The organism is Comamonas sp. 4034 (genome assembly GCF_050434545.1).
In the GTDB taxonomy this organism is placed as follows: Bacteria; Pseudomonadota; Gammaproteobacteria; order Burkholderiales; family Burkholderiaceae_C; genus Comamonas; species Comamonas odontotermitis.
The window spans coordinates 56,321-79,074 of record NZ_JBNDIT010000010.1; the positions used below are offsets into that span (position 1 = coordinate 56,321).

Annotated in this window: 22 protein-coding genes; 11 read left to right on the plus strand and 11 right to left on the minus strand. The window is 60.7% G+C overall.

The window, feature by feature from the left end; all coding sequences use genetic code 11:
- Positions 1-72: 72 nt before the first annotated feature.
- Positions 73-723 (minus strand): DNA-3-methyladenine glycosylase family protein, encoded by a 651-nt coding sequence (locus ABIE32_RS12475; RefSeq protein WP_429016572.1) that lies wholly within the window; start codon positions 721-723, stop codon positions 73-75.
- A 61-nt stretch (positions 724-784) separates the two neighbouring features.
- Positions 785-2,170 (minus strand): cysteine--tRNA ligase, encoded by a 1,386-nt coding sequence (gene cysS / locus ABIE32_RS12480; protein ID WP_429016573.1) that lies wholly within the window; start codon positions 2,168-2,170, stop codon positions 785-787.
- 220 nt (positions 2,171-2,390) lie between these two features.
- Between cysS and ABIE32_RS12485 the strand changes: the two genes are divergently transcribed.
- The 5 genes from ABIE32_RS12485 to ABIE32_RS12505 all read left to right on the plus strand — a co-directional run bounded on the left by ABIE32_RS12485 (position 2,391) and on the right by ABIE32_RS12505 (position 6,010).
- Positions 2,391-2,978 carry a tetratricopeptide repeat protein gene (locus ABIE32_RS12485; RefSeq protein ID WP_429016574.1) on the plus strand — a complete coding sequence of 196 codons (588 nt, stop codon included), beginning with the start codon at positions 2,391-2,393 and terminating at the stop codon, positions 2,976-2,978.
- A 158-nt stretch (positions 2,979-3,136) separates the two neighbouring features.
- Positions 3,137-3,700 (plus strand): peptidylprolyl isomerase, encoded by a 564-nt coding sequence (locus ABIE32_RS12490; protein WP_429016695.1) that lies wholly within the window; start codon positions 3,137-3,139, stop codon positions 3,698-3,700.
- A 71-nt stretch (positions 3,701-3,771) separates the two neighbouring features.
- The gene (locus ABIE32_RS12495; RefSeq protein WP_224149482.1) at positions 3,772-4,278 is read left to right on the plus strand and encodes a peptidylprolyl isomerase; all 507 of its coding nucleotides are present in this window, start codon (positions 3,772-3,774) and stop codon (positions 4,276-4,278) included.
- Between the two features lie 31 nt (positions 4,279-4,309).
- A complete protein-coding gene (locus tag ABIE32_RS12500) occupies positions 4,310-5,170 on the plus strand; it encodes a UDP-2,3-diacylglucosamine diphosphatase (protein WP_429016576.1) in 861 nt (286 codons plus the stop codon).
- 3 nt (positions 5,171-5,173) lie between these two features.
- Positions 5,174-6,010 (plus strand): zinc-dependent peptidase, encoded by an 837-nt coding sequence (locus ABIE32_RS12505; RefSeq protein WP_224149484.1) that lies wholly within the window; start codon positions 5,174-5,176, stop codon positions 6,008-6,010.
- A 10-nt stretch (positions 6,011-6,020) separates the two neighbouring features.
- Here the strand turns inward: ABIE32_RS12505 and ABIE32_RS12510 are convergent, their stop codons facing one another.
- From ABIE32_RS12510 to ABIE32_RS12530, 5 genes are all read right to left on the minus strand, one after another.
- Positions 6,021-6,689: an alpha/beta hydrolase gene (locus ABIE32_RS12510; protein WP_224149485.1), complete on the minus strand. Its 669-nt coding sequence runs from the start codon at positions 6,687-6,689 to the stop codon at positions 6,021-6,023.
- 115 nt (positions 6,690-6,804) lie between these two features.
- On the minus strand, positions 6,805-7,362 hold the full coding sequence (locus ABIE32_RS12515; protein WP_224149486.1) for an NADPH-dependent FMN reductase: 558 nt from the start codon (positions 7,360-7,362) through the stop codon (positions 6,805-6,807).
- Between the two features lie 105 nt (positions 7,363-7,467).
- Positions 7,468-9,117, minus strand: coding sequence for an ArnT family glycosyltransferase (locus tag ABIE32_RS12520; RefSeq protein WP_429016578.1), 1,650 nt, complete (start codon positions 9,115-9,117; stop codon positions 7,468-7,470).
- A 3-nt stretch (positions 9,118-9,120) separates the two neighbouring features.
- Entirely contained in the window at positions 9,121-9,717 is a 597-nt protein-coding gene (locus ABIE32_RS12525; protein ID WP_224149488.1) for a phosphatase PAP2 family protein, read from the minus strand.
- Positions 9,718-9,846: 129 nt separating this feature from the next.
- On the minus strand, positions 9,847-10,566 hold the full coding sequence (locus ABIE32_RS12530) for an ABC transporter ATP-binding protein (protein WP_224149489.1): 720 nt from the start codon (positions 10,564-10,566) through the stop codon (positions 9,847-9,849).
- Positions 10,567-10,663: 97 nt separating this feature from the next.
- Between ABIE32_RS12530 and ABIE32_RS12535 the strand changes: the two genes are divergently transcribed.
- Positions 10,664-11,257 carry an arylesterase gene (locus ABIE32_RS12535; protein WP_429016583.1) on the plus strand — a complete coding sequence of 198 codons (594 nt, stop codon included), beginning with the start codon at positions 10,664-10,666 and terminating at the stop codon, positions 11,255-11,257.
- A gap of 64 nt (positions 11,258-11,321) precedes the next feature.
- Here ABIE32_RS12535 and ABIE32_RS12540 read toward each other — a convergent pair whose 3' ends face one another.
- The 3 genes from ABIE32_RS12540 to ABIE32_RS12550 form a co-directional block, all read right to left on the minus strand.
- Positions 11,322-12,569 (minus strand): PLP-dependent transferase, encoded by a 1,248-nt coding sequence (locus tag ABIE32_RS12540; RefSeq protein ID WP_224149491.1) that lies wholly within the window; start codon positions 12,567-12,569, stop codon positions 11,322-11,324.
- Between the two features lie 189 nt (positions 12,570-12,758).
- Positions 12,759-14,213 carry a tRNA adenosine(34) deaminase TadA gene (gene tadA, locus ABIE32_RS12545; protein WP_429016584.1) on the minus strand — a complete coding sequence of 485 codons (1,455 nt, stop codon included), beginning with the start codon at positions 14,211-14,213 and terminating at the stop codon, positions 12,759-12,761.
- Between the two features lie 179 nt (positions 14,214-14,392).
- Positions 14,393-14,647, minus strand: coding sequence for a hypothetical protein (locus tag ABIE32_RS12550; RefSeq protein WP_224149493.1), 255 nt, complete (start codon positions 14,645-14,647; stop codon positions 14,393-14,395).
- A 270-nt stretch (positions 14,648-14,917) separates the two neighbouring features.
- On the opposite strand from ABIE32_RS12550, the gene ABIE32_RS12555 reads away from it, so the two are divergent.
- Positions 14,918-16,930, plus strand: coding sequence for a peptidase U32 family protein (locus tag ABIE32_RS12555; protein ID WP_429016585.1), 2,013 nt, complete (start codon positions 14,918-14,920; stop codon positions 16,928-16,930).
- A 131-nt stretch (positions 16,931-17,061) separates the two neighbouring features.
- Here the strand turns inward: ABIE32_RS12555 and ABIE32_RS12560 are convergent, their stop codons facing one another.
- Entirely contained in the window at positions 17,062-18,411 is a 1,350-nt protein-coding gene (locus ABIE32_RS12560; RefSeq protein ID WP_224149495.1) for an MFS transporter, read from the minus strand.
- A 186-nt stretch (positions 18,412-18,597) separates the two neighbouring features.
- On the opposite strand from ABIE32_RS12560, the gene cyoA reads away from it, so the two are divergent.
- The 4 genes from cyoA to cyoD are packed head-to-tail and all read left to right on the plus strand — an operon-like array spanning position 18,598 to position 22,722.
- A complete protein-coding gene (gene cyoA, locus ABIE32_RS12565; protein ID WP_429016587.1) occupies positions 18,598-19,653 on the plus strand; it encodes a ubiquinol oxidase subunit II in 1,056 nt (351 codons plus the stop codon).
- A 29-nt stretch (positions 19,654-19,682) separates the two neighbouring features.
- A complete protein-coding gene (cyoB, locus tag ABIE32_RS12570; protein ID WP_224149497.1) occupies positions 19,683-21,686 on the plus strand; it encodes a cytochrome o ubiquinol oxidase subunit I in 2,004 nt (667 codons plus the stop codon).
- Complete coding sequence (cyoC, locus tag ABIE32_RS12575) at positions 21,679-22,302, plus strand: cytochrome o ubiquinol oxidase subunit III (protein ID WP_184707881.1); 624 nt, start codon at positions 21,679-21,681, stop codon at positions 22,300-22,302. Before cyoB ends, cyoC begins: the two co-directional genes overlap by 8 nt.
- Positions 22,303-22,722: a cytochrome o ubiquinol oxidase subunit IV gene (cyoD, locus tag ABIE32_RS12580; protein ID WP_224149499.1), complete on the plus strand. Its 420-nt coding sequence runs from the start codon at positions 22,303-22,305 to the stop codon at positions 22,720-22,722.
- The last annotated feature ends 32 nt before the right edge of the window (positions 22,723-22,754 follow it).

Below are 22,754 nucleotides of genomic sequence, written 5' to 3' on the forward strand. Positions count from 1 at the left end.
CTCCTCGAGGGCAACTGCCAGGCAGCCAGCCTCTAAACGACCGACAGTGTAACCGCACGCGGCCACCGCCAGTCAATCCGTATTCAAGGCCATCGGCATGGCATTCTGAGAGCGCCAGATCAACCAGGCACCCACGCTGCTCCACGGCTGCCAGGCTTGCGCCACCTCGCGCACATCGCTACGGCTGACCGGGTCTCCCGAAAAATAATGTGTACTGATTCCCGCCTGAAGGGCCGCATCATCCAGCGGCAGCACATTCGGCCGACCCAGGTGGAAAATCAGGAACATCTCCGCATTCCAGCGCCCGATACCCCGCAGCCCCAGCAAGGTGCCAGCCACGGCATCGTCGTCATCCCCCACCCAGCTCAAGGCATCCTTGGGAGAGGCTGCAAACCATTGCGCGAGGTCTTTCAGGTAGCTGATCTTGCGCTGCGGCAAGCGAATGGCCTTGAGCGCCTCGTCGCTAGTGGAGAGCAGCCCGTGCGCAGTGCAAGCGCCCGGTAGCGCCAGATAACGCTTCCACAGCTGCTGCGCGGCCGATTCGGACAGCTGCTGCCACACTACGCTGCGCACCAGCAGGGCAAAACCGTCTGCATCGCGGCGCAGCAGTTGGCCCGCGTACTCGGGAATCAACCGCCGCAACACCCGGTCCTTGCGCGCCAGATGTTTGCAGGCAGCCGACCAGTCATCCGCCGACAGCGGCTTGTTTGCTATACCAGCCATAGCTACCAGCGCTCTTCAGCCGTTGGCAAACCGAAGTTTTCAGTCAAACTGCGGCAGCTCATCAAGACACTGCCTGCACCACGGTCCAGGTCGTACCCTGGGCAGAGTCCTTCAACTCCACGCCTTTGGCAAGCAGGTCTGCCCGGATGCGGTCCGATTCTGCGTAGTTTTTGGAGGCCTTGGCAGCCGCGCGCAATGCGATCTGCTCTTCAACATAGGCCGCATCCACCATGGCGCCAGCCTGCAAAAATGCCGCAGGATCCGCCTGCAGCAAGCCCAGGGTGCCGCCCAATGCCTTGAGCAGGCCAGCCACCTCGGGGGACTTGCTGCGGTTGACCTCGGCGGCCAGCTCAAACAGCACCGCAACGGCCTCTGGCGTGCCAAAGTCCTCATTCATGGCGGCCTGGAAGCGCGCCGCATGGGTATTGGCCCAATCGATCTGCGCCTCTACCGCAGGCACCAGACTCAGCGCCGTGTAAAGCCGCTTCAAGGCACTGCGGGCATCGTCCAGGTGCACATCGCTGTAGTTGAGCGGGCTACGATAGTGACTGCGCACGATGAAGAAACGCACTGTCTCGGCGTCATATTCCTTGAGCACATCACGAATGGTGAAGAAATTGCCCAGCGACTTGGACATCTTCTCGTTGTCCACGTTGATGAAGCCGTTATGCATCCACAACCGCGCCAACTGCTTGCCATGCGCGCCTTCGCTCTGCGCAATTTCGTTTTCGTGGTGTGGGAACTGCAGATCCGCCCCGCCCCCGTGAATGTCAAAGGTCTCGCCCAGCAGTGCGCAGCTCATGGCGGAGCATTCGATATGCCAGCCTGGACGGCCCACGCCATAACTGCTGGGCCACTTGGCCTCGTCAGGCTCGGTGGGCTTGGCGCTTTTCCACAGCACAAAATCCAGCGGGTCGTCCTTGCCGTCCTGCACCGCGACGCGCTCGCCCGCCTGCAGCTCGTCCAGCGACTTGCCCGACAGCTTGCCGTAGCCGGGAAACTTTCGCACGGAATAGTTCACATCGCCATTGCCCGCACGGTAGGCCAGCCCCTTTTCCTCCAGCTGATTGATGATGGTGAGCATCTGCGGCACATACTCGGTGGCACGCGGCTCATGCGTGGGGCGCTCGATGCCCAGCGCGTCAGCATCCTGGTGCAGCGCGTCGATCATGCGATCAGTCAGACTTCGGATGGTTTCGCCATTCTCGATCGCACGCTTGATGATCTTGTCCTCAATATCAGTGACGTTGCGCACATAGGTCACCTGGTAGCCACTGGCCCGCAACCAGCGCTGCACCACATCAAACGCCACCATCGAGCGAGCATGCCCCAGATGACACAGGTCATACACGGTCATTCCGCAGACATACATGCGGACATGGCCCGGCTCCATCGGGGTAAAGGACTCCAGCGCACGCGATAGCGTGTTATAGATACGCAGACTCATGAAAAACTAGCGTGATAATGGTTGGAAAGATTGCCAGGCGGCAATCCGTGGCGCCTCAGGAAACGCCCCTGGCCCGGCATTTTATGGTAGCCGATACCCATGTCTGTGCGGCAGCAAACCGTTGCCAGCGGTGGGCCGGAGGCGCGGCGCCCCTCAGCTACAATGCGCTGCAGTATAAGCCTGCAGGCTCCAGATTGCGCGTGCTCCGCGCTTGAAACCTATGAAGTTAGTCAGTTGCATTCCCTCCTTCGTGCTGCCCCGCGCTGCGGTTCTGGCGCTGGCCCTGTGCGCCGGCGTGGCCCATGCCGACCAGTATTCAGCCGTGGAAAAGCTGATCCAGTCCGGCCAGTCGGCACTTGCGCTGGAACAACTGGACGCCAAGATCAAGGATGCGCCGCGTGATCCACAATGGCGCTTTCTACAAGGTGTGGCCCATATGAATGAAGGTCATGCCGCGCAGGCGACCGCCACCTTTGAAAAGCTGGTGCAGGAATACCCCGAACTGCCCGAGCCCTATAACAACCTGGCCGTGCTCTACGCACAGGGCAACGAACTGGAAAAGGCGAGCCGCGCGCTGCAAGACGCCATCCGCGCCAACCCCGGTTACGCTACAGCCTATGAAAATCTGGGCGATATCTACATCCGACTTGCAGAAAAAGCGCTGAGCCAGGCTGGAACCCTGGCTCCAGCAGAGCAGACGCGGCTGCAGCCCAAGATCAGCGCATTGCGCCTTCTGGTGACGCGCGCTCAACCGGCCAATGCCGCGGGAGCCATCGCGCCCGCGACGGCTCCCGCAACAAAAAAATAGCTGTTCCAGCTTGAATCCTGCGGACATTGCCCTTATGTCGATGCAACGCAGGCCTGTTCAACCATGTTTGCATGGTGCTGCGCTGTCGGCGCCTGTAGCGTTCTTCACTGACCCTTGAAAGGATACAGATGCCCAACAAACGGCAAACCCTCTCCATCATGGCCCGCGCAGGCGGCGTGGTGTTGGCAAGCACCTTGTTCTTGGCCAGCCATGCGCAGGCTGCAGACAATCCCAAGGTAAAGATCGCGACCTCCATGGGAGACATCGTGGTCGAGCTGAATGCGGAAAAGGCCCCCAAGACCGTGGCCAACTTTGTGCAGTACGTCAATGACAAGTTCTATGACGGTACCGTCTTTCACCGGGTCATCAACGGCTTCATGATCCAGGGCGGCGGTTTCACGCCGGAGATGCAGCAAAAGCCCACACGCGCACCGATTCCGCTCGAAGCATCGAACGGACTGAAGAACGACACCTACACCATTGCCATGGCGCGCACCGGCAATCCGGATTCAGCCACCTCGCAGTTCTTCATCAACGTGAAGAACAATGACATGCTCAATGCACCCAGCCCCGACGGCCATGGCTACGCTGTATTTGGCAAGGTGATCAGCGGCACCGACGTGGTGGACAAGATCAAGGCAGTGGAGACAGGCAACGCGGGCCCGCACCAGAATGTGCCCAAGGCTCCGGTCGTCATCAAATCGGCCACCATCGTCAAGTAACGTACAGGTTTGCACAGGTTGCATCCTGCGGCCTGTCCCCTCCCCCCTTCTCTCTTATAGGAAACCATACCATGAGCAATCCCCAAGTCGAACTGCACATCAAGGACTACGGCGTGATCACGCTGGAGTTGGACGCAGACAAGGCCCCAAAATCTGCCGAGAACTTTCTGGCCTACGTCAAGAGCGGCCACTATGACGGCACGATCTTTCACCGTGTGATCAACGGTTTCATGATTCAGGGCGGCGGCTTTGCCTCCGGCATGGACCAAAAGCCTACGCAAGCTCCCATCCAGAACGAAGCCCAGAACGGCCTCAAGAACGACCAGTACACCATCGCCATGGCCCGCACCAGCGATCCACACTCGGCTACTGCCCAGTTCTTCATCAACGTGGCCAAGAACGATTTCCTGAACCACACCTCGCCCACGCCCAGCGGCTGGGGCTACGCCGTGTTCGGCAAGGTGGTCAAGGGCAACGACCTGGTTGACAAGATGAAGGGCGTGAAGACCGGCTCCAAGGGCATGCACCAAGACGTGCCCAAGGACGAAATCGTGATCGAAAAGGCCGTTGCCCTGTAAATCAGGATCCCGGTCACTCCGCCAGGCAAGCATGGATAGTTCTCCCCCTTCGCCCTCCGCAAGCGCTGCCGCCGTGCGTGCTGCGCTGGCGCAAACGGCTATCGGGCACCTGGTGGCGCCTTCTTCATGGTGCAGCGTCGAGTTCATCTCCGACCTGCATCTGCAGCCCCAGCTTCCAGCGACCAATGCCAGCTGGCAGCAGTATCTGCAAGCCAGCACGGCAGACGCGATCTTCATGCTGGGCGATCTCTTTGAGGCTTGGGTGGGCGATGACGCACTGGATGAGCTGGGCAGTTTTGAAGCCCGGTGTGCCTCAATCCTTCACCAGGCAAGCGCCAAGCGCTCTCTTTTTTTCATTCATGGCAACCGTGATTTTCTGGTGGGCTCACATTTTTCCCAGCGCAGCGGCATGCAATTGCTGGCCGACCCCACTTGCCTGGACTTTGCGGGCCAACGCTGGCTGCTGAGCCACGGCGACGCGCTGTGCGTGGAAGACGCAGATTACCAGCGCTTTCGCACGCTGGCCCGCAGCCCTGCCTGGCAGCAGCAACTGCTGGCCCAGCCCCTGGCGCAACGGCGCCAGTTGGCCGGCAGCATGCGCAGCGAGAGCGAGGCGCGAAAAATGCGCGAAGTCATCACCGCCGATGTCGACCATGCTGCAGCATTGGAATGGCTGCAGCGTGCAAACGCCTCGACCCTGATCCACGGCCATACCCACCGCCCAGCGGTTCACTCACTGAATGCTTCCCACCAGCGAGTGGTTCTGACCGATTGGGACACGGACCTGGAGCCGGCACTCGCACGCGCTGAGGTGCTGCGTATCGATGCATCCGGCATGCAACGCCTGCCTCTGGCGGACTATCTGGCGCACCCGCCAGGGCGCCCGAACTAAGCGATGGGCTGGTGGCGACGCACCTGGTTGAAGCTGCGCGCACGGGTGCGCCCCGTGCCCGAGATTCCCTCATCCCTCTGGCTGCATGTGCTGCAGCGCCATCCTTTCTTGCAGGCCCTGTCGCTGGAAGAGAAGTCCAAACTGCGAGCGCTCAGCGCCTTGTTCCTGCACAACAAGCGATTTTCGGGTGCGAATGGCCTGGTGGTGGACGACCGCATGGCCTTGACCATTGCAGCGCAGGCCTGTGTGCCTTTGCTGTACCGTGGCGACGCCAGCCGGGCCATCGCGCTTTATGACGATTTTGTCGGCATCGTTGTACACCCCGGTACCATGGTGGCAACCCGCGACGTACATGAAGACGCAGGACTGGTATCGCAGCGCCGCATGATGCTCGAAGGTGAAGCCATGGAACGCGGCCCCGTCACCCTCAGCTGGGCGGCCATCGACCAGAACCCTGCCATGCAGGCAGAGCGTGGCACCAGTGTCGTGATTCACGAGTTCTGCCACAAGATCGACATGCGCAATGGTGGCGCGGATGGCTATCCGGCCCTGCCTGCCGGTTTTTTGGGCATCCCCGCGGCAGCAGAGGCGCGCAAGGCCTGGGAGCTGACCTGGACCCAGGCCTTTGAGCATTTTCGCCAAGCCATCACCAAGGCCGAGCGTTTTGGCGAACCAGCACCCTGGCTCGACGCCTATGGCGCCACGGCCCCTGCCGAATTTTTTGCAGTGGCCTGCGAGGCATTCTTTGTCAACCGCGTACGCTTTGGTCAGGAGTGGCCGCAGCTCGATCGCATGCTCGCAGGCCTCTTTCACTGGCCCGAGCCACCACGTCCCTCATAGGCGCCTCACCTCAAGGTGCTACCCCTTCCGCCAGCGAGCGGAGCCACTGCATGCTGTCCTGCAGTTCCGCTGGGTGCAGATTGTGCTGGCAAGGGTACTCACGGTAGACCAGATCCACCGGTGTGGCCTGCAGATGTGCGCGAATGGCATGGGCCTGCTGCAAGGGGATAACGTTGTCGGCACTGCCATGGCTCACCCATGCATGGTGCCCGGCCAGTGCGGCTGCGGCAACCTCCTCACCGGCAATCTCCGGCAACAGGCGGCTGTGCCATACCAGAACCGCTTTGAGCAACGCGGGCTGCGTCAGCAGCACGGACAGGGACATGATGCCCCCCTGGCTGAAGCCTCCCACAACCACCCGCTCCGCAGGCACCTGCAGCTGAGCACAGGCTTCACGGCAGGTCTGTTCCACCAGCGCACGGCTGGCGCGCTCCTGCGCTGCATCAATGGTGCGACTGCCATCAGGATTGACGCCGAACTGGAACCAGGCGTACATCTGCTCAGCCATCGTGTAGGGCGCGCGCAGGCTGAGTACGTGGAAGGCCTGCGGCACGAAGTCTGCCAGGCCAAACAGGTCCTGCTCATTGCTGCCCACACCGTGCATCAGCACCAGCAGCCATGGTTGAGGTACCGAAGGATCGGCCGCGCGATACAGGTGGGAGAGTGGCAAGTTCAGCATGACAGGTATCCAGCAATCGCAAAGTTCCCGGGAAGGCACCGCGTCAAAGCAGTGACGCAGACGCAAAAAAGTGGCTGCATGGTATCAGCAGCCACCGCTCATCCATTGCAGGCTCTTATTTTTTCTGGTGCAGCGCCACCCAGGCCAGGAACTTGTCCATGTAGCTGCCCAGAAAATCCCTGCTCGCAGCTGCGACCTGCCCCTGCGCATCCACCAGGCCGTCCGTCCAGCGGATGAAGCCCTCTGGCTGCGCCATGGCTGGCATATCGAGAAAAACCAGGATATTGCGCAAATGCTGCTGCGCCATCGCAGTACCAGGGCCGCCAGGCGATGTACCGATAACGCCCGCAGGAATGCCTGCCCAGGCGCTGGCACCATAGGGGCGGCTTGCACCATCGAGCGCGTTCTTCAGATATGCCGGCACAGAACGATTGTGTTCCGGCGTTACCAACAAGATGCCGTTCTTGCTGCGGACCTTGTCTTTGAATGCCGTGAACGCAGCCGGGTAGCTATCAGCATCGCTGTCCCGGTTGTAGAAAGGCAAAGCACTCAGATCGAGAAACTCGAAATCCGCTTTGTCTTTTGACAGATTCACAAGGCCATGCGCCAGTTGCTGGTTGATCGATGCCTTGCTGTTGCTGCCAACGATCACGCCGATTTTCAGTTTTTCCACGGTCATTCTCACTTTCCAGACATGCAGAGGGTGAAGTCTTGTGGTTATACCCCTTGTTTGTGACCCGCCGTGTAGGCAAAAGCGAGCAGAGCGACCGGCTTCACCTCAGCCGCTGATGCCCCCTCTCTGCAGACCGGTGCATGCCCTGCCACCGTCCATCCGCCACACCAGCGTGCCGCCCAGGAGCATGGCCGCCGACTCATCATGCAAGGATCGCCACTGCCGCTGCACAGCCTCTGCCGTGCCGAAGACCCACAGGCGCTGCTGCGGATGGGCGCATGCGTAGGCCTGCAATGCCCGTGCATCCAGCAGCACCGTGCTGCCCTGCTGCGGATCGAATTCAGCAGCATCCGTCAACTCCTTCTTCCAGTTGTCTGCCTGACTACCCTCGCCAACCTTCCAATCGTCGATCACCAGAGGCGGCTGCATGGCTGGCAGGTAAAAGGGAACCTCGTAATACAGGTGCTCCAGCATCACCAACCGGTCCGCCGCCTGCACCGGCAAGGCGCCCAGGGTGCGCCACCGGGCTTTGGCAGGAACAGCCACGGTTCCCAAAACCAGGCTCAGCGCCACACAGAGCATGGCAGCCAAGCCAGCAACAGGCCGTGCATGCCGCTGCCAGCCAGCAGCCTGCACCACACGTACTACGGCGTAGGCCAAGGGCGGCAATGCTGGAAGCGCATACCCCACAATCTTGCTGTTCGGCACGGAGAAAAACACCACCACGACGGCAAACCACACCAGCATGAGCCTATCCAGGCTACGGACAGCAGCGGATGGAGACATGGCGGACTGGGTACCGTGCACCGCTGCAGATAGACCCACGACGCGGCTCCGGGCCATCCCGCGTCCGCGCCTCCAGCAGCGCCAGCCGGCAGCCAGCGCCCACCCAGTCCAGGGCAAGGCGGCCAATGCAATCACGGCGCCATAAAACCACCAGGGCTGCGGGTTGTTGAAGGTGGTACCGGTGTAGCGCTGGAAGTGCTGGGTAACAAAAAAGTAGTGAAAAAAGCCACCATGGCGCTGCTGTGCCAACCACACCCAGGGCCCCGCAATCAACAGTACCGGCAACCATGCAGCCGCATGCAGTGGCAGCCACCATTGGCGCCAGCGCCTCTCCCATACGAGCCAAATGGCCCATACCATGCCCGGCAGCACCAGGGCAATGAGACCTTTGGCGAGAAAACCCAATGCAGCCCAGATACCGGCGCCCACCAACCAGCCCATCCAGAGCCGCCGACCGGCTCCGTTGCGCGCTTGCAGCGTGGCAACGGCTGCGCAGCCTATGCATGCCGTCATGCATCCCGCCAACAGCATGTCCATGTTGGCGTATTGCGCCGCCAGATAGGCATAAGGCATGGTGACCAGCACCACAGTCGCTGCAATAGCAACAGACTGGTTTGCGCAGCGCTTGAGCAAGGTAAACAAGGCCATGGCAGCCACCCAGGCGCCAAGCAAGGAAGGCAGGCGTGCCACCCATTCATGCACGCCTGCAACCTGAAAGCCCAGCGCTGCAAGCCAATAGTAAAGCGGAGGCTTGTGAAAGAAAGGCAAGCCATTGAGCGAAGGCGTTATCCAATCACCTCTGCGGAGCATCTCCAAAGCAGCTACGGCATAACGCCCTTCATCCGGATCGCTGAGCGGCCGCACCCAGGCCAGAGCAAACAGCCAGACGCCGATCCACAAGCCCATCCTGGTCTCAGTGGTCCATGCAAAGCGGGCAGGCAGCGCCCGCGTCGTAAAGAGGCTGTCCATGGCCTATTCCGCAGAGGCTGGCATCGAAGATTGCACAAGTGGCGCATGGCTCTGCAGCCCCTCGCCTCCCTGCCCCAGCAGCGCAGGATTTGCATGTCGCCACACCCATCCGTAAATGCCAGCCAATGTGAAACCGAGCACCGCTCCAGCGGCAATGTCCAGTGGAAAATGCACACCGCAGTACACCCTGCCCCAGCTCACAGCCAGGCCGGTTATCAGGATTGCCGCACCTGCAAGGCGCAACTGCCGCAGTCCCAACAGACAAAAACCGATGGTAAAGAGCGCACTTGCATGGGCACTGGGCAGGGAACCACGGGCTGCATGGTCAATATAGGCAGGGCTGAGCCCCATGACAAATGGGCGAGGATGGCCGATCCATAGCGCCAGGCGGTGCGCCAGCAATACGGCGGCGGCGCAGCATACCAGGCTACCCACCACGTAAAGGCGATTTGCTGGGTACTTCCACCAATCCCATACCAACACAGCGGCTGCCAGCAGCACGCCATAGGTACCCAGCCATCTGGCAACCACCAGCACCCAGGCTGTTGGCGCAACACCTCCTGCCATCCACGCAAACCAGTGCAGATTCATCTCTTCCATTGCAGCCCTCTGAGGCAGAAGGCCGCCCTGGATGGGCATTCACCCGGCAGCAGCGCTTTCCGCAGGAAGGCACTGTGGCGTCATGAACTTACCGATGTCTTAATGCAAGAAATATCCAGTGGAAAGCGGTTAGAGAACCGTACTGCTGTCCTGCACCACAGCACCCGCAGCAATCGTGATGGCGCGGTTGCATTGCGCGGCGATGCTGCGGTCGTGCGTGACCATCATCAAGGTGGTGCCGAACTCCCGATTCAGATCCATGATCAGCCGCATCACGGACTCGCCAGTGGCAAAATCCAGGCTACCCGTCGGTTCGTCGGCCAGCAAGACCGCAGGCTCCACCACAAATGCCCGCGCCAGCGCCACACGCTGCTGTTCGCCACCCGAAAGCAGCTTGGGATAATGCGACAGGCGCTGGCCCAGACCTACGCGCTCCAGCATCTGCGCGGCCAGCTTGCGCGCATCGCGCCTGCCCGCCAACTCCAGTGGCAGCATCACATTCTCGATGGCCGTCAGGTTGCCCATCAGCTGGAAGTTCTGAAACACAAAACCCATGCTGCGCGCGCGCAGCGCCGCCCGCTCGTCTTCATCCAGCGCGAACAGGTCTTCTCCGCCCACCATCACCGTGCCCGTCGTCGGTGTATCGAGGCCGGCCAGCAAGGACAGCAAGGTGCTCTTGCCCGAGCCCGATGCACCCACGATGGCGACGGTTTCACCCCGTGCGATACTAAAGTCCACATCGTGCAGGATCGTCAAGGTGCCGGTGGAATCGGTGACCGATTTACCCAATCGGCGGGCCTCAAGCACCGTGGCGACTCCCTGTGTCTGCGAAAGCAATGCGTCATTCATGAAAAACAGCTTTTCTCCATCCAGTTTCGGCACGCGCCTTGGCAGGCGGCGCTTCGTTCGTACCATCGTAACGGTACCCCTGATGTCCTGGGCTGCTATGGGTTTTACAGTCGCAGACGCCCAGCCATCTGCGCCAGCGACGATTCTGGTCGTCGGAGACTCCATCAGTGCAGAGTACGGCATCGCCCGTGGAAGCGGCTGGGTGGCGCTGCTGCAGAGCCGGCTCGCACAGCAGAAAAACCCGGCCTACCAGGTGGTGAACGCCAGCATCAGCGGAGATACAAGCTCTGGTGGCCGCGCTCGCCTGGCAGGCCTTCTCAAGCAGCACCAGCCGAAGATCGTAGTGATTGAACTGGGCGCCAACGACGCCCTGCGCGGCCTGCCCCTGACCAGCACGCAGGCCAATCTGGCTGCGATGGTGGACGGCGCGCAGCAATCGGGCGCCAAGGTGCTGTTGCTGGGCATGCAGGTGCCGCCCAACTACGGTGCACGGTATACCGCCGATTTCGCCAAGGTCTTCACCACACTGGCTGCAGACAAAAAGACCGGCCTCGTTCCCTTCTTGCTGCAAGGCGTGGCCGATGTACCCGATGCCGGCAAGAACTTTCAGGCCGACCGCATCCACCCACTCGCGAGCGCCCACCCGACCTTGCTGGCCAATGTGTGGCCTCAGCTGCAAAAGCTGATGTAGCGTGCAGAACAGGTTTTGACTTCAAAAACCTGAACAACAGGCGCTACACCGCTTCACGCTTCGCTCAGCCGAACGCCTTCTGCAGCGCCTGCGCCAGGTCTGCCTGTAGGTCTGCCGCGTCTTCCAGCCCAATCGAGAAGCGCACTACCGTGCCTGGCTTCAAGCTCTCTTCCGGCAGCGAACGCATGCTGCCGATCTTGTAGGGCACCACCAGGCTGATGGGGCCACCCCAGCTGTACGCCAGCTTGAACCAGCGCAGGCTTTCGCAGAACAGATCAATCTGCTGTTGGGTGTAGCGCGGATCGATCACCACGCTGAAAAGACCCGCCGCAGCGCCTTCGAGCCCATGCGGACCGTTTTTTCCGCCGCACTGCGCCTTCCAGTACGCATGACCGGGCGAGCCCTCCAAGGCAGGATGCAACACCTGCACCACTGCCGTCTGCTGCGCCATGAAGCTGGCCAACTGGCGCGCCGCCGCATCGTGCGCGTAGTAGCGCAGGGACATGCTAGGCAGGCTGCGCAGAATCGTTTCCACATCATTGACGCCCACACCAAAACCCATGTGCATATGCGTGGCCTGCAGGCGGCGATGGATGGCCGGATCGCGCGAGGTGATGGAGCCCATCAGCACATCGCCGCCGCCACTGGGGTATTTGGTGAGGGCGTGTGCTGAGATATCGACACCCAGACGGTGAGAGCCATCGCCGTCCAGATCAAACACATTGAAGGCGAGGCCAGCACCCCAGGTGTTGTCGATAGCAGTAGGAATACCTTTGTCTCTGCACAGCTGCACCAGGGCACGGAGGTCAGGAAACTCCATGCTCACCGAGCCTGCGGCTTCGAGCCAGACCAGGCGGGTATTGGGCTGGATCTGGCTGGCACAGTGCGCCACATTGAGCGGCTGGTAATAGCCCACGCTCACGCCGTAACGCGCCAACTCGCTTTCGGCAAAGCCCTTGCTCGGGCCATAGACGTTGTCGGGCAACAGCACATGGTCGCCCGCACGGAGCATGGCAAGGCCCACCACAGAAATCGCGGCGAGGCCGCTTGTCACCAGCAGGCAGTGCTTGCCGCCTTCCAGCGCAGCAATGCGCTCTTCCAGAATGTAGGCAGTGGGCGTGCCATGCAGACCATAGGTGAAGGCACTCTTGTCTTTCCAGTCCCAGCTGCGCATGGCCTGCACATTGGGGAAAAAGATGCTCGATGCCTTGAACACACCCGGCTGGGGCGCAGAAAAAGGCGCGGTCGGCGCGTAAGGATGGTGAATCAGGTCGGTCAGTGCCGATGGGGCTGGTGTACGAGGCTCGGTCATGGCAAAACGTGTGGAAGCAAAAACAATGAGGGCCTGCGCGGACAAGGGACGACAACGGGCATCTTCATGCGAACCATGCCAGGCCCGAGCACCATCTGCGCAAAACGCTACAACTTCTGGTCAGCAGCCATTGTGCAGCAGGGCAGACGCGATGGCACGCCCAGGCGGGCAAGCACAGTCACATTGTCATCACTGCTGCAGTGTGGAACGGAAAAAAGCGGCGTGCTCCAGCAATGCCTGCGGATTTTGCAACGGCAGCCAATCTCCACCTGAACACAGGCGCGGAACTGTCTCCAACGACGCCAGCACAGGCCACGGCCACCATTGGGCGCTCTCGCCTGCGCTCACCAGACTGGCGTCGGGCAGCTCCAGCGGAGCATTCATGCTGCCCGCCTCCGCATCCACCCATGCCTGGGCATCACGCGCCCAGACACGCAGCCCGGCACGATGCCCCCGGTCAGGGAACTGCGCCTGCCATTGCGCGATATCTGCAGCAGGCAGCCCATCCAATGCACTGCTCTGTAGTGCTTGCGCTACATCCAAGGCAGGTTTGCGCTGCACCTGCTCCAGCCATTGGCGGTAGGCCGGTGTGGCATGGCGCGGCAGTGCGGGGTTGATGAGCCACAGCCCCATACGCGCAAGCGGCACACCTGCCTGCGCGAGCAGTCGGTACAGCGCCAGGCCCAGACGGGACGCATCTCCGTGTGCGGCAATCACCAGCTTTGCCGGAGCTTCTGGCTGTGCATCTGGCCGCGCATCCGGCAGCATATCGGGCTGCAGTTGCAAGTGCTCGACCAGCGCCTGCAGCGTCGCCAGGTGCAAGGCGTCATTCACTCCCGCATCCTTTTTGGGCCTGTCGCTGCGGCCCAGGCCAATCCAGTCCGGCACCACCACGCGGTCACCCAAAGCTGCCAGGGCCTGAGCCAGTGGGCGAAAAAGCCCCTGGTGGGCCGGGCTGGCGGACAGCATCAGCCAGCGCATGGCGGCCGGTGCGTCAGCGCCATTCGCGTGGCTGTCCTTGACATGCAGGCGCAAACCCGCCAGTGGCGGCCAATCACTATAAAAACAGGAGCTACTTGCGCAGTCACAATCGGCGTGGAAGATCTTTTCATCCACACGAAGCGCATCGTCGCGCAAGGGGTGTGCAGCCCGGGCTGCCACTTGCTGTGCCTGCCGGCGTTCCGCGAAAAATCCGGTCAGCAAGGCAGCCGCGTCTTCGGCCAGCACCCCCGCAGTGGTTTGCGTATGGTGGTTGAGCTGGGCATTGGCAAACAGGTTGATCACCGAGCCAGCCGCCCCGGTGCGGGGCTCCGCAGCACCCCACACCACTCGGGCCACGCGTGCGTTCAGGATGGCGCCGGCGCACATGGCACAGGGCTCCAGCGTCACATAGAGCGTGCAATCTTCGAGCCGGTAGTTGCCCGCATGCTGCGCCGCATCGCGCAGCGCCTGGATTTCTGCATGGGCGCTGGGGTCGTGCAGACCGACAGGCCGATTGCACCCACGACCGATGATGACCCCACCTTGCACCACCACAGCGCCCACCGGCACTTCGCCAGCCTGCGCAGCCGCCTGCGCCTGCTGCAGCGCTGCACGCATCCAGTGCGCATCGTCTTCAAAAGGGGGAATGGAATCCGCTGTCATGGGTTGGAGGCAGTTGGATAGGGGTGCACCATGCCCATCATCTGAAATGGACATCGCACCGATTGCAGTTGAACAAACTTTCAGACGCCGAAGTTATGACAGAAACGCCTCAAAGCCCACTGCACGCACTCACAAAAAATAGCGATCATCAATTTAAGGGAAAACGCAGAAGGCCATTTTCATTCCGCATCCTTTGCGCGGTCTGCGCCCTGCTGCAAGGCCTGGTTCAGCTCCGTCTGCACCTGCTGCTGAATCTGCTGGCTCTGCTCCCGCACATTCTTGCTGGTATCGACCTGCGGCACCTTGACACCCTCCACCGTCGCCGGAGCACTCGCTCCACTGGTGCTTCGGGTGGCCTGCAGATTCTGCTTCATCAGGATGGCAACAATGGCCATGACCACCAGGATACCGACGAGACCAAAAACAGCGCGCATACGTCCCTCTACAACCGGTTGTGATGGCGCGATTATCGCGCGGCAAGGCCGAGCATCCTCCGACCGGCACCTGCGCGTACCACCAGTGAAGCGCACGCCCCGCGAAGCCACTGAACCTGAATCAGGCGTCAATCCGGTTAAAATTGACAAAAATCAACCACTTGCTTCACCCAGATATCGCAGACGCCCTGTCGTCAATGGCAGAAGGATCGCTGCGGCATTGGGCTGCAGGCCATCCTACAGACACGAAGCAAGTACCACAGCGCCCCTATGTCCCTCCTGCCCCACCAGCTCGAACTGCTCTCCCCGGCCCGCGACGCCGATATCGGTATTGAAGCCGTCAACCATGGCGCCGATGCCGTCTACATCGGCGGCCCCGCCTTTGGCGCGCGCGCAACTGCCGGCAACGATATCCGTGAGCTGGAACGGCTGATCACCCACGCCCATCGCTTTGGCAGCCGCATCTTCATCACGCTCAACACCATTTTGCGCGACGACGAACTGGAAGCTGCCCGTCAGATGGCCTGGCAGATCTACAACGCTGGAGCCGATGCGCTCATCATCCAGGACATGGGACTGCTGGAGCTCGATTTGCCGCCTATTCAGCTACATGCGTCCACGCAGTCGGACATCCGCACCCCAGAGAAAGCCCGATTTCTGCAGGACGCAGGCCTGTCGCAGATCGTGGTGGCGCGCGAGCTGGATCTGCGACAGATTGCCGCCGTGCGTGCGGCCACTGATCCGGCGCGCACCACCATTGAATTCTTTGTGCACGGCGCACTGTGCGTGGCCTATTCGGGCCAGTGCTTCATCAGCCACGCCCATACGGGCCGCAGCGCCAACCGTGGCGACTGCAACCAGGCTTGCCGCCTGCCCTACGAAGTGCTGGACGGCAGCGGCCGCATCATCGCCCACGAGAAACACGTACTGTCGATGAAGGACAACAACCAGAGCGACAACCTGCGCGCACTCATTGATGCAGGCGTGCGCAGCTTCAAGATTGAGGGCCGCTACAAGGACATGGGCTATGTGAAAAACATCACCGCCCACTACCGCAAGCTGCTCGACGAAATCATCGAAGAGCGCGAGTTCTCCGACGCACCGCTCGCGCGCTCGTCCTCGGGGCGCACCACCTTCAGTTTCGAGCCCGACCCGGACCAGAACTTCAACCGCGAGTTCACCGATTACTTCGTCAACGGCCGCAAGGACGACATTGGCGCTTTCGACACGCCCAAGACGCCGGGCCGTGCCATCGGCTGGGTGACGCAAGCGGGCCAGGCGGGTGACAAATGGTTTGAGCTGGAAGTGAGCGACAAGACCGCCGTGCTCCACAACGGCGACGGCCTGTGCTACTACGACCTGCAAAAGGAACTGGTGGGCGTGCACATAAACCGCGCCGAATGCGTTAACGCCAAGAAAGGCATCTGGCGCGTGTTTCCCAAGAATGAGATCGCCGAGTTCAAGGACCTGCGCAAAGGCCTGGAGATCAACCGCAACCGCGACATGGACTGGATACGCACGCTGGACAAAAAATCCAGCGACCGCCGCATCGGCCTGTGGGCAGAGCTGCGTGAAACTGCCGACGGCTTTGCCCTGCAGCTGACCGATGAGGACGGGTTCACCGGCAGTGCCACCATCGCCCAAGTCCATCAGGCAGCTACCGATACCGTCAAGGCCGAAATCTCGCTGCGTGAGCAACTGGGCCGCTTTGGCGCCACGGTCTTTGCCGTGCACGACATCAGCCTGCAGCTTTCGCAGCCCTGGTTCGTGCCAGCCTCGGCGCTCAACCACCTGCGCCGCGATGCCGTGGCCGCACTGGAAGAAGCCCGTGCCAAGGGCTTCGTGCGCCTGCCGCGTGCCGAGCCTGTGGAGCCGCCTGCTCCTTTCCCTGAAGACACCCTCACCTACCTGGCCAACGTATTCAACCACAAGGCACACGACTTCTATGTGAAGCATGGTGTGAAGGTGATCGACGCCGCCTACGAGAGCAAGGAAGAGGAAGGCGAAGTCTCACTGATGATCACCAAGCACTGCGTGCGCTTCTCGATGAGCCTGTGCCCCAAGCAGGCCAAGGGCGTGATCGGCGTCAAGGGAACCATCAAGGCCGAGCCGCTGCAGCTCATCAACGGCAAGGAAAAGCTCACGCTGCGTTTTGACTGCAAGCCCTGCGAGATGCATGTGGTGGGCAAGATGAAGAAATCGGTGATGAACCAGCACTTCAAGGAGATGCAGGAGTTTCCGATGCAGTTCTACCGCACACGGCCCGCAGCAGTACAAAGCTGAAGCCCCTGCCCCATCCATAAAAAGAAAGAGCTGCCTTCAAGCAGCTCTTTTTCTACCAAGGCGGAGACCGTCAGGTCAATCCACGGCTCCAGTCTTCAATAGACCATTCCCTGATAAAACCGGATCGACGCTCAATCAGCACTGGAGGGTTCCCTCGACTCCAGCGCACGGTTGATGCCCAGGGCTACCAGTGTGCAGACGGCACCAGACAGCAGATACAGGCTCACTGCGATCAAACCGAACTTGGCAGAGAGCCCCAGTGCCACCACAGGCGCGAAAGCAGCCCCTACCAGCCAGGCCATATCGGTCGACAGGGCAGCCCCCGTGTAGCGGTACTGAGGCGAGAAGTTGGCAGTCACGGTACCGGAGGACTGACCATAGGACAGGCCCAGCAGCACAAAGCCGACAATGATGAAGATGTCATGGCCGATGACGCCGCTCGACAACAGCATTGGTGTTGCCAGGCTGAACAGACCGATCAGCACGGCCATGGCACCCAGGGTATTGCGGCGGCCAAAACGGTCGGCCAGCTTGCCCGATGCCACGATGGCGAACGCTGCACATACAGCACCCACCATCTGCACCAGCAGCACCTCGGTAATCGACTGGTCGGAGTACAGCAAAATCCACGACAACGGGAACACCGTCACCAGATGGAACAGCGCAAAGCTGGCCAGGGCGGCAAAGGCGCCGATGGCAACGTGGCCCCCTTCTTCATCGATCAGGCGGGTGACGCTCACGGGCTCCAGCTCGCGTTCCTGCATGGCCTGGGTGTAGGTGCGACCCAGCACGAGCTGCAGACGAGCAAACAGCGCCACCACGTTCAGTGCAAACGCCACAAAGAAGGGATAGCGCCAGCCCCAGCTGAGGAACTCGCTCTCGCTCAGGGTGCCGTACAGGTAGGCAAAGAGGCCTGCCGCAATCACAAAGCCCAACGGAGCGCCCAACTGGCCGATCATTGCGTACCAGCCGCGCTTGTCGGTTGGCGCGGTCATGGCCAGCAGCGATGGGAGGCCATCCCACGAACCACCCAGTGCCAGGCCCTGGGCGAAGCGGAACAGGGCCAGCAGCACGATGGCCGTTCGACCTATCGATTCATACCCGGGTAAAAATGCGATACCAACCGTTGCAACGCCCAACAGAAACAGGGCGATGGTCATCTTGGCAGCACGCCCCCAGCGACGCTGGATGGCCATCGAGATGGCAGTTCCCACGGGACGGGCGAGGAAAGCTATAGAAAATATAGCAAACGACAGCAGCGTGCCATTCAGCCTGGAAAAGTGAGGAAAGAAGACTGTCGGAAAGACCAATACCGACGCTATGCCAAATACGAAAAAGTCGAAATACTCCGACGAACGGCCGATAATAACGCCGACCGCAATTTCGCCAGGTGTGACGTCATCATGCACAGCGGACCGTGTATGTTGATCAGCGCTGTGATTGCTGCCGACAGGAGATGCTGCGTAACCGAGACTACTCATACAAAAGCTCCTTCCTCAAGCTGTAACAGGCCTGTTACGATCGTACCCATTCAGGAGCCTAGCAGGGTACTTTTTGAGAGGACGTAGGACAAAATGTCCAATCGACAGGCCTGCCTCTAGCATTTACATTTGGCGGGATTTTGCAATCCATGTTTCTACCTAAGCGCGCTTGCCGTGCCTTTTCGCATGCCTGATCTCAAAAAACTTCGCGGGCCTTCGCGGCTCGTCGCGGCGTTACTAGCCGCCGCCAGCCTTGCGGGCTGCAATACCGTTGTGCTCAACCCCGCCGGGGATGTTGCTGCCCAGTCCGGCAATCTGGTGATCATCGCCACCTTGCTGATGCTGATCATCATCGTTCCGGTCATGGTGCTGATCCTGCTGTTTGCCTTCAAGTACCGCGAATCGAACGAGCCCGCTGATTACGACCCCGAATGGCACCACTCCACGACCCTGGAGCTGGTGATCTGGTCGGTGCCGCTCTTGATCATCATCGCGCTGGGCTCCATCACCTGGATCTACACCCACAAGCTCGACCCCTACCGTCCGCTGGACCGCGTGGACGCCAACCGCCCCGTTCCGGCCGATGTCAAGCCGCTGGAGGTGGAAGTAGTCGCCATGGACTGGAAGTGGCTGTTCATCTACCCCGAGCAAGGCATCGCCACCATCAACGAACTGGCGGCTCCCGTGGACCGTCCGATCCGCTTCAAGCTGACCGCCACTACCACGATGAATGCGTTCTATGTGCCTGATCTGGCCGGCATGATCTATGCCATGCCTTCAATGCAGACGCAGCTCAACGCCGTGATCAACAAGCCTGGCGTGTACAAGGGTATGAGCTCGCACTACAGCGGTGCGGGCTTTGCCGGCATGACCTTCAAGTTCCACGGCCTCGCCGACGGCGACTTCAACGCCTGGGTACAGAAGGCCAAGACCGAAGGCGCCACCCTCGACCGCGCTGAGTACGTGAAGCTGGAAAAGCCCAGCGAGCGCGATCCCGTTCGCCTGTTCGGCAATGTGGACAGCACCCTCTACCACGCCATCGTCAACCGCTGCGTGGAAGCGGGCAAGATGTGCATGGACGACATGATGGCCAAGGACGCCATGGCCAATATCAATGCCCGCACCAAGGCAGGCAAGAGCGTTTCGCTGCTGCCGCAGGATGACGTGTGCACGGCCGCCAATGCCACGCAAGTGGTGGCAGCCCTGCGTGTGGACGAGATCACCCCCACCGTGGCGCAATAACCCATCGCGAATTTTCAAAGAGACTCAATATGTCCGTAGCTACTAACGCAAGCCATGACCCGCTTCTCGGGCGGCTGACATGGAATGACATACCGATGGTGCATGAGCCCATCGTGTTGTGGACCTTTATCGCCGTGGTCCTGGGCGGCCTCGTCGTCGTTGCCGGTATCACCAAGTTCAAGCTCTGGGGCCCGCTGTGGAAGAACTGGATCTGTTCCATCGACCACAAGAACATCGGCATCATGTACATGATCCTGGGCCTCGTCATGTTCCTGCGCGGCTTTGCCGACGCCGTGATGATGCGCGGCCAGCAGGCCCTGGCTGCCGGTGATGCCATGGGCTACCTGCCCCCGCACCACTACGACCAGATCTTCACCGCCCACGGCGTGATCATGATCTTCTTCGTGGCCATGCCTTTCGTGACGGGCCTGATGAACTATCTGGTGCCGCTGCAGATTGGTGCACGTGACGTGGCCTTCCCGTTCCTGAACAACTTCAGCTTCTGGATGACCACCTCTGGCGCCGTGCTGGTGATGGCTTCGCTGTTCGTGGGTGAGTTCTCCACGCTGGGCTGGCTGGCACTGTCGGGCCTGGGTGAATACCACCCTGGCGTGGGTCTGGATTACTACATCTGGGCATTGCAGATTGCCGGTGTGGGCACCACGCTCTCGGGTATCAACCTGATCGTGACCATCATCAAGATGCGCGCCCCTGGCATGAACCTGATGAAGATGCCCATCTTCACCTGGACCTCGCTGTGCACCAACGCCCTGATCGTGGCTTCGTTCCCGATCCTGACCGCCGTGCTGGTGCTGATGACCCTGGACCGCTATGTCGGCACCAACTTCTTCACCAACGAGCTGGGCGGCAACCCCATGCTGTACGTGAACCTGATCTGGATCTGGGGCCACCCAGAGGTCTACATCCTGATCCTGCCCGCTTTTGGCGTGTTCTCCGAAATCGTCGCTACCTTCTCGCGCAAGCGCCTGTTCGGTTACACCTCGATGGTGTACGCCACCGTGTGTATCACCATCCTGTCCTGGCTGGTGTGGCTGCACCACTTCTTCACCATGGGTTCTGGCGCCAGCGTGAACTCGTTCTTCGGCATCACCACGATGATCATCTCGATCCCGACCGGCGCCAAGATCTTCAACTGGCTGTTCACCATGTACCGCGGCCGCATCCGCTTCACCGTTCCCATGCTGTGGACCGTGGGCTTCATGCTGACCTTCACCATCGGCGGCATGACCGGCGTTCTGCTGGCCGTTCCTCCTGCTGACTTCGTGCTGCACAACTCGCTGTTCCTGATCGCCCACTTCCACAACGTGATCATTGGCGGCGTGGTGTTTGCCGTGTTCGCCGGCATCAACTACTGGTATCCCAAGGCGTTCGGCTATCGCCTCGACGAGTTCTGGGGCAAGGCATCGTTCTGGTTCTGGTTCGTTGGCTTCTGGGTTGCCTTCACGCCGCTGTATGTGCTGGGCCTGATGGGTGTGACCCGCCGCGTCAACCACTACGAAGACACTTCGCTGCAGATCTGGTTCATCATCGCTGCTTTCGGCGCCGTGCTGATCGCACTGGGCATCGCCTGCTTCTTCATCCAGTTGTTCGTCAGCTACCTCAAGCGTGACCAGCTGCGTGATGTGACCGGTGACTGCTGGAACGGCCGTACCCTGGAATGGGCCACCTCCTCGCCTCCTCCCCAGTACAACTTTGCCTTCACGCCAGCCGTGCATGACAGCGATGCCTGGTGGGATATGAAGAAGCACGGTTTCAAGCGCAAGCTCGACGGCTTCGTGGAAATCCACATGCCCAAGAACACCGGCGCCGGCTTCGTGATCTCGATGATCGCCCTGGTCTTTGGCTTTGCCATGATCTGGCACATGTGGTGGCTGGCTGGCCTGAGCTTTGCCGGTATCGTGCTGGCCTCGATCATCCACACCTTCAACTACAAGCGTGACTACTACATCCCTGCAGCGCAGGTGGAAGTCACCGAAGAAGCCCGTACCCAACTGTTGGCCCGCCATGTCTAATCACAATACCCTCGCCGGCGCGACCGGTACCCGCGACTACTTCCTCAAGGAAGAACCGCACGTCGAAAACGGCACTGCTCTGGGCTTCTGGCTCTACCTGATGAGCGACTGCCTCATCTTTGCAGCCCTGTTTGCCACCTATGGCGCCCTGGGCCGCAACTATGCTGGCGGCCCTGGCGGCGCCGAGCTGTTTGACCTGACCCTGGTGGCGATCAACACGGCCTTGCTGCTGCTGTCGTCCATTACCTTCGGCTTCGCCATGCTGGCCAAGCAGAAGGGCTCGGTCAAGGGCACGATCACCTGGCTGATCATCACCGCCCTCTTCGGTGCAGGCTTCCTGGGTGTGGAACTGTATGAGTTCCACCACCTGATCCATGTGGGCGCCGGCCCGCAAAGCAGCGCTGCCATGTCGGCCTTCTTTGCACTGGTGGGCACCCACGGTCTGCACGTGACTTTCGGCCTGGTGTGGCTGGTGGTTTTGTTACTGCAGATTGGCAAGCATGGCCTGACCCATGAAAACAACCGCCGCCTGATGTGCCTGTCGATGTTCTGGCACTTTCTGGACGTGGTCTGGATCGGCGTCTTCTCCTTCGTATATTTGATGGGAGTGCTGTAAATGAGCGCACAACACAATCACGCAGCACACGGCCACGATGACCACGGTCATGACGATGGCCCGCACAGCACCTTCTCGGGCTACATGATCGGTTTTTTCCTCTCGATCATCCTGACAGCAATCCCCTTTGCCGTGGTGATGGGCGACGTGTTCGAGAACCGCACCACCACCGTGGTGGTGATTGCCTTCTTCGCTGTGGTGCAGATCATCGTTCACATGGTCTATTTCCTGCACATGAACGGCAAGATCGAAGGCGGCTGGACCTTGATGTCCACCATCTTCACCATCGTGTTCGTGGCAGTGACGCTGGCTGGTACCTTGTGGGTCATGTACCACATGAATGCCAACATGATGCCTGGCCACAAGCACACGGCGCCTGCAGCTGCTACGCAACCTGCACAGGACCACGCCAACCACTGAGCTGTTTTGACCAACGAAACGCAACGGAACGC

Excerpts from the sequence above, each read along its gene's own strand:
- tadA (WP_429016584.1), bottom strand. The coding sequence starts at position 14,213 with ATGACAGCGGATTCCATTCCCCCTTTTGAAGACGATGCGCACTGGATG.
- cyoD (WP_224149499.1), top strand. The coding sequence starts at position 22,303 with ATGAGCGCACAACACAATCACGCAGCACACGGCCACGATGACCACGGT.
- ABIE32_RS12525 (WP_224149488.1), bottom strand. The coding sequence starts at position 9,717 with ATGGAAGAGATGAATCTGCACTGGTTTGCGTGGATGGCAGGAGGTGTT.
- ABIE32_RS12495 (WP_224149482.1), top strand. The coding sequence starts at position 3,772 with ATGAGCAATCCCCAAGTCGAACTGCACATCAAGGACTACGGCGTGATC.
- cyoC (WP_184707881.1), top strand. The coding sequence starts at position 21,679 with ATGTCTAATCACAATACCCTCGCCGGCGCGACCGGTACCCGCGACTAC.
- ABIE32_RS12560 (WP_224149495.1), bottom strand. The coding sequence starts at position 18,411 with ATGAGTAGTCTCGGTTACGCAGCATCTCCTGTCGGCAGCAATCACAGC.
- ABIE32_RS12510 (WP_224149485.1), bottom strand. The coding sequence starts at position 6,689 with ATGCTGAACTTGCCACTCTCCCACCTGTATCGCGCGGCCGATCCTTCG.
- cyoA (WP_429016587.1), top strand. The coding sequence starts at position 18,598 with ATGCCTGATCTCAAAAAACTTCGCGGGCCTTCGCGGCTCGTCGCGGCG.
- ABIE32_RS12490 (WP_429016695.1), top strand. The coding sequence starts at position 3,137 with ATGGCCCGCGCAGGCGGCGTGGTGTTGGCAAGCACCTTGTTCTTGGCC.
- cyoB (WP_224149497.1), top strand. The coding sequence starts at position 19,683 with ATGTCCGTAGCTACTAACGCAAGCCATGACCCGCTTCTCGGGCGGCTG.
- ABIE32_RS12530 (WP_224149489.1), bottom strand. The coding sequence starts at position 10,566 with ATGAATGACGCATTGCTTTCGCAGACACAGGGAGTCGCCACGGTGCTT.
- ABIE32_RS12505 (WP_224149484.1), top strand. The coding sequence starts at position 5,174 with ATGGGCTGGTGGCGACGCACCTGGTTGAAGCTGCGCGCACGGGTGCGC.
- ABIE32_RS12485 (WP_429016574.1), top strand. The coding sequence starts at position 2,391 with ATGAAGTTAGTCAGTTGCATTCCCTCCTTCGTGCTGCCCCGCGCTGCG.
- ABIE32_RS12520 (WP_429016578.1), bottom strand. The coding sequence starts at position 9,117 with ATGGACAGCCTCTTTACGACGCGGGCGCTGCCTGCCCGCTTTGCATGG.
- cysS (WP_429016573.1), bottom strand. The coding sequence starts at position 2,170 with ATGAGTCTGCGTATCTATAACACGCTATCGCGTGCGCTGGAGTCCTTT.
- ABIE32_RS12555 (WP_429016585.1), top strand. The coding sequence starts at position 14,918 with ATGTCCCTCCTGCCCCACCAGCTCGAACTGCTCTCCCCGGCCCGCGAC.
- ABIE32_RS12475 (WP_429016572.1), bottom strand. The coding sequence starts at position 723 with ATGGCTGGTATAGCAAACAAGCCGCTGTCGGCGGATGACTGGTCGGCT.
- ABIE32_RS12500 (WP_429016576.1), top strand. The coding sequence starts at position 4,310 with ATGGATAGTTCTCCCCCTTCGCCCTCCGCAAGCGCTGCCGCCGTGCGT.
- ABIE32_RS12550 (WP_224149493.1), bottom strand. The coding sequence starts at position 14,647 with ATGCGCGCTGTTTTTGGTCTCGTCGGTATCCTGGTGGTCATGGCCATT.
- ABIE32_RS12540 (WP_224149491.1), bottom strand. The coding sequence starts at position 12,569 with ATGACCGAGCCTCGTACACCAGCCCCATCGGCACTGACCGACCTGATT.
- ABIE32_RS12535 (WP_429016583.1), top strand. The coding sequence starts at position 10,664 with ATGGGTTTTACAGTCGCAGACGCCCAGCCATCTGCGCCAGCGACGATT.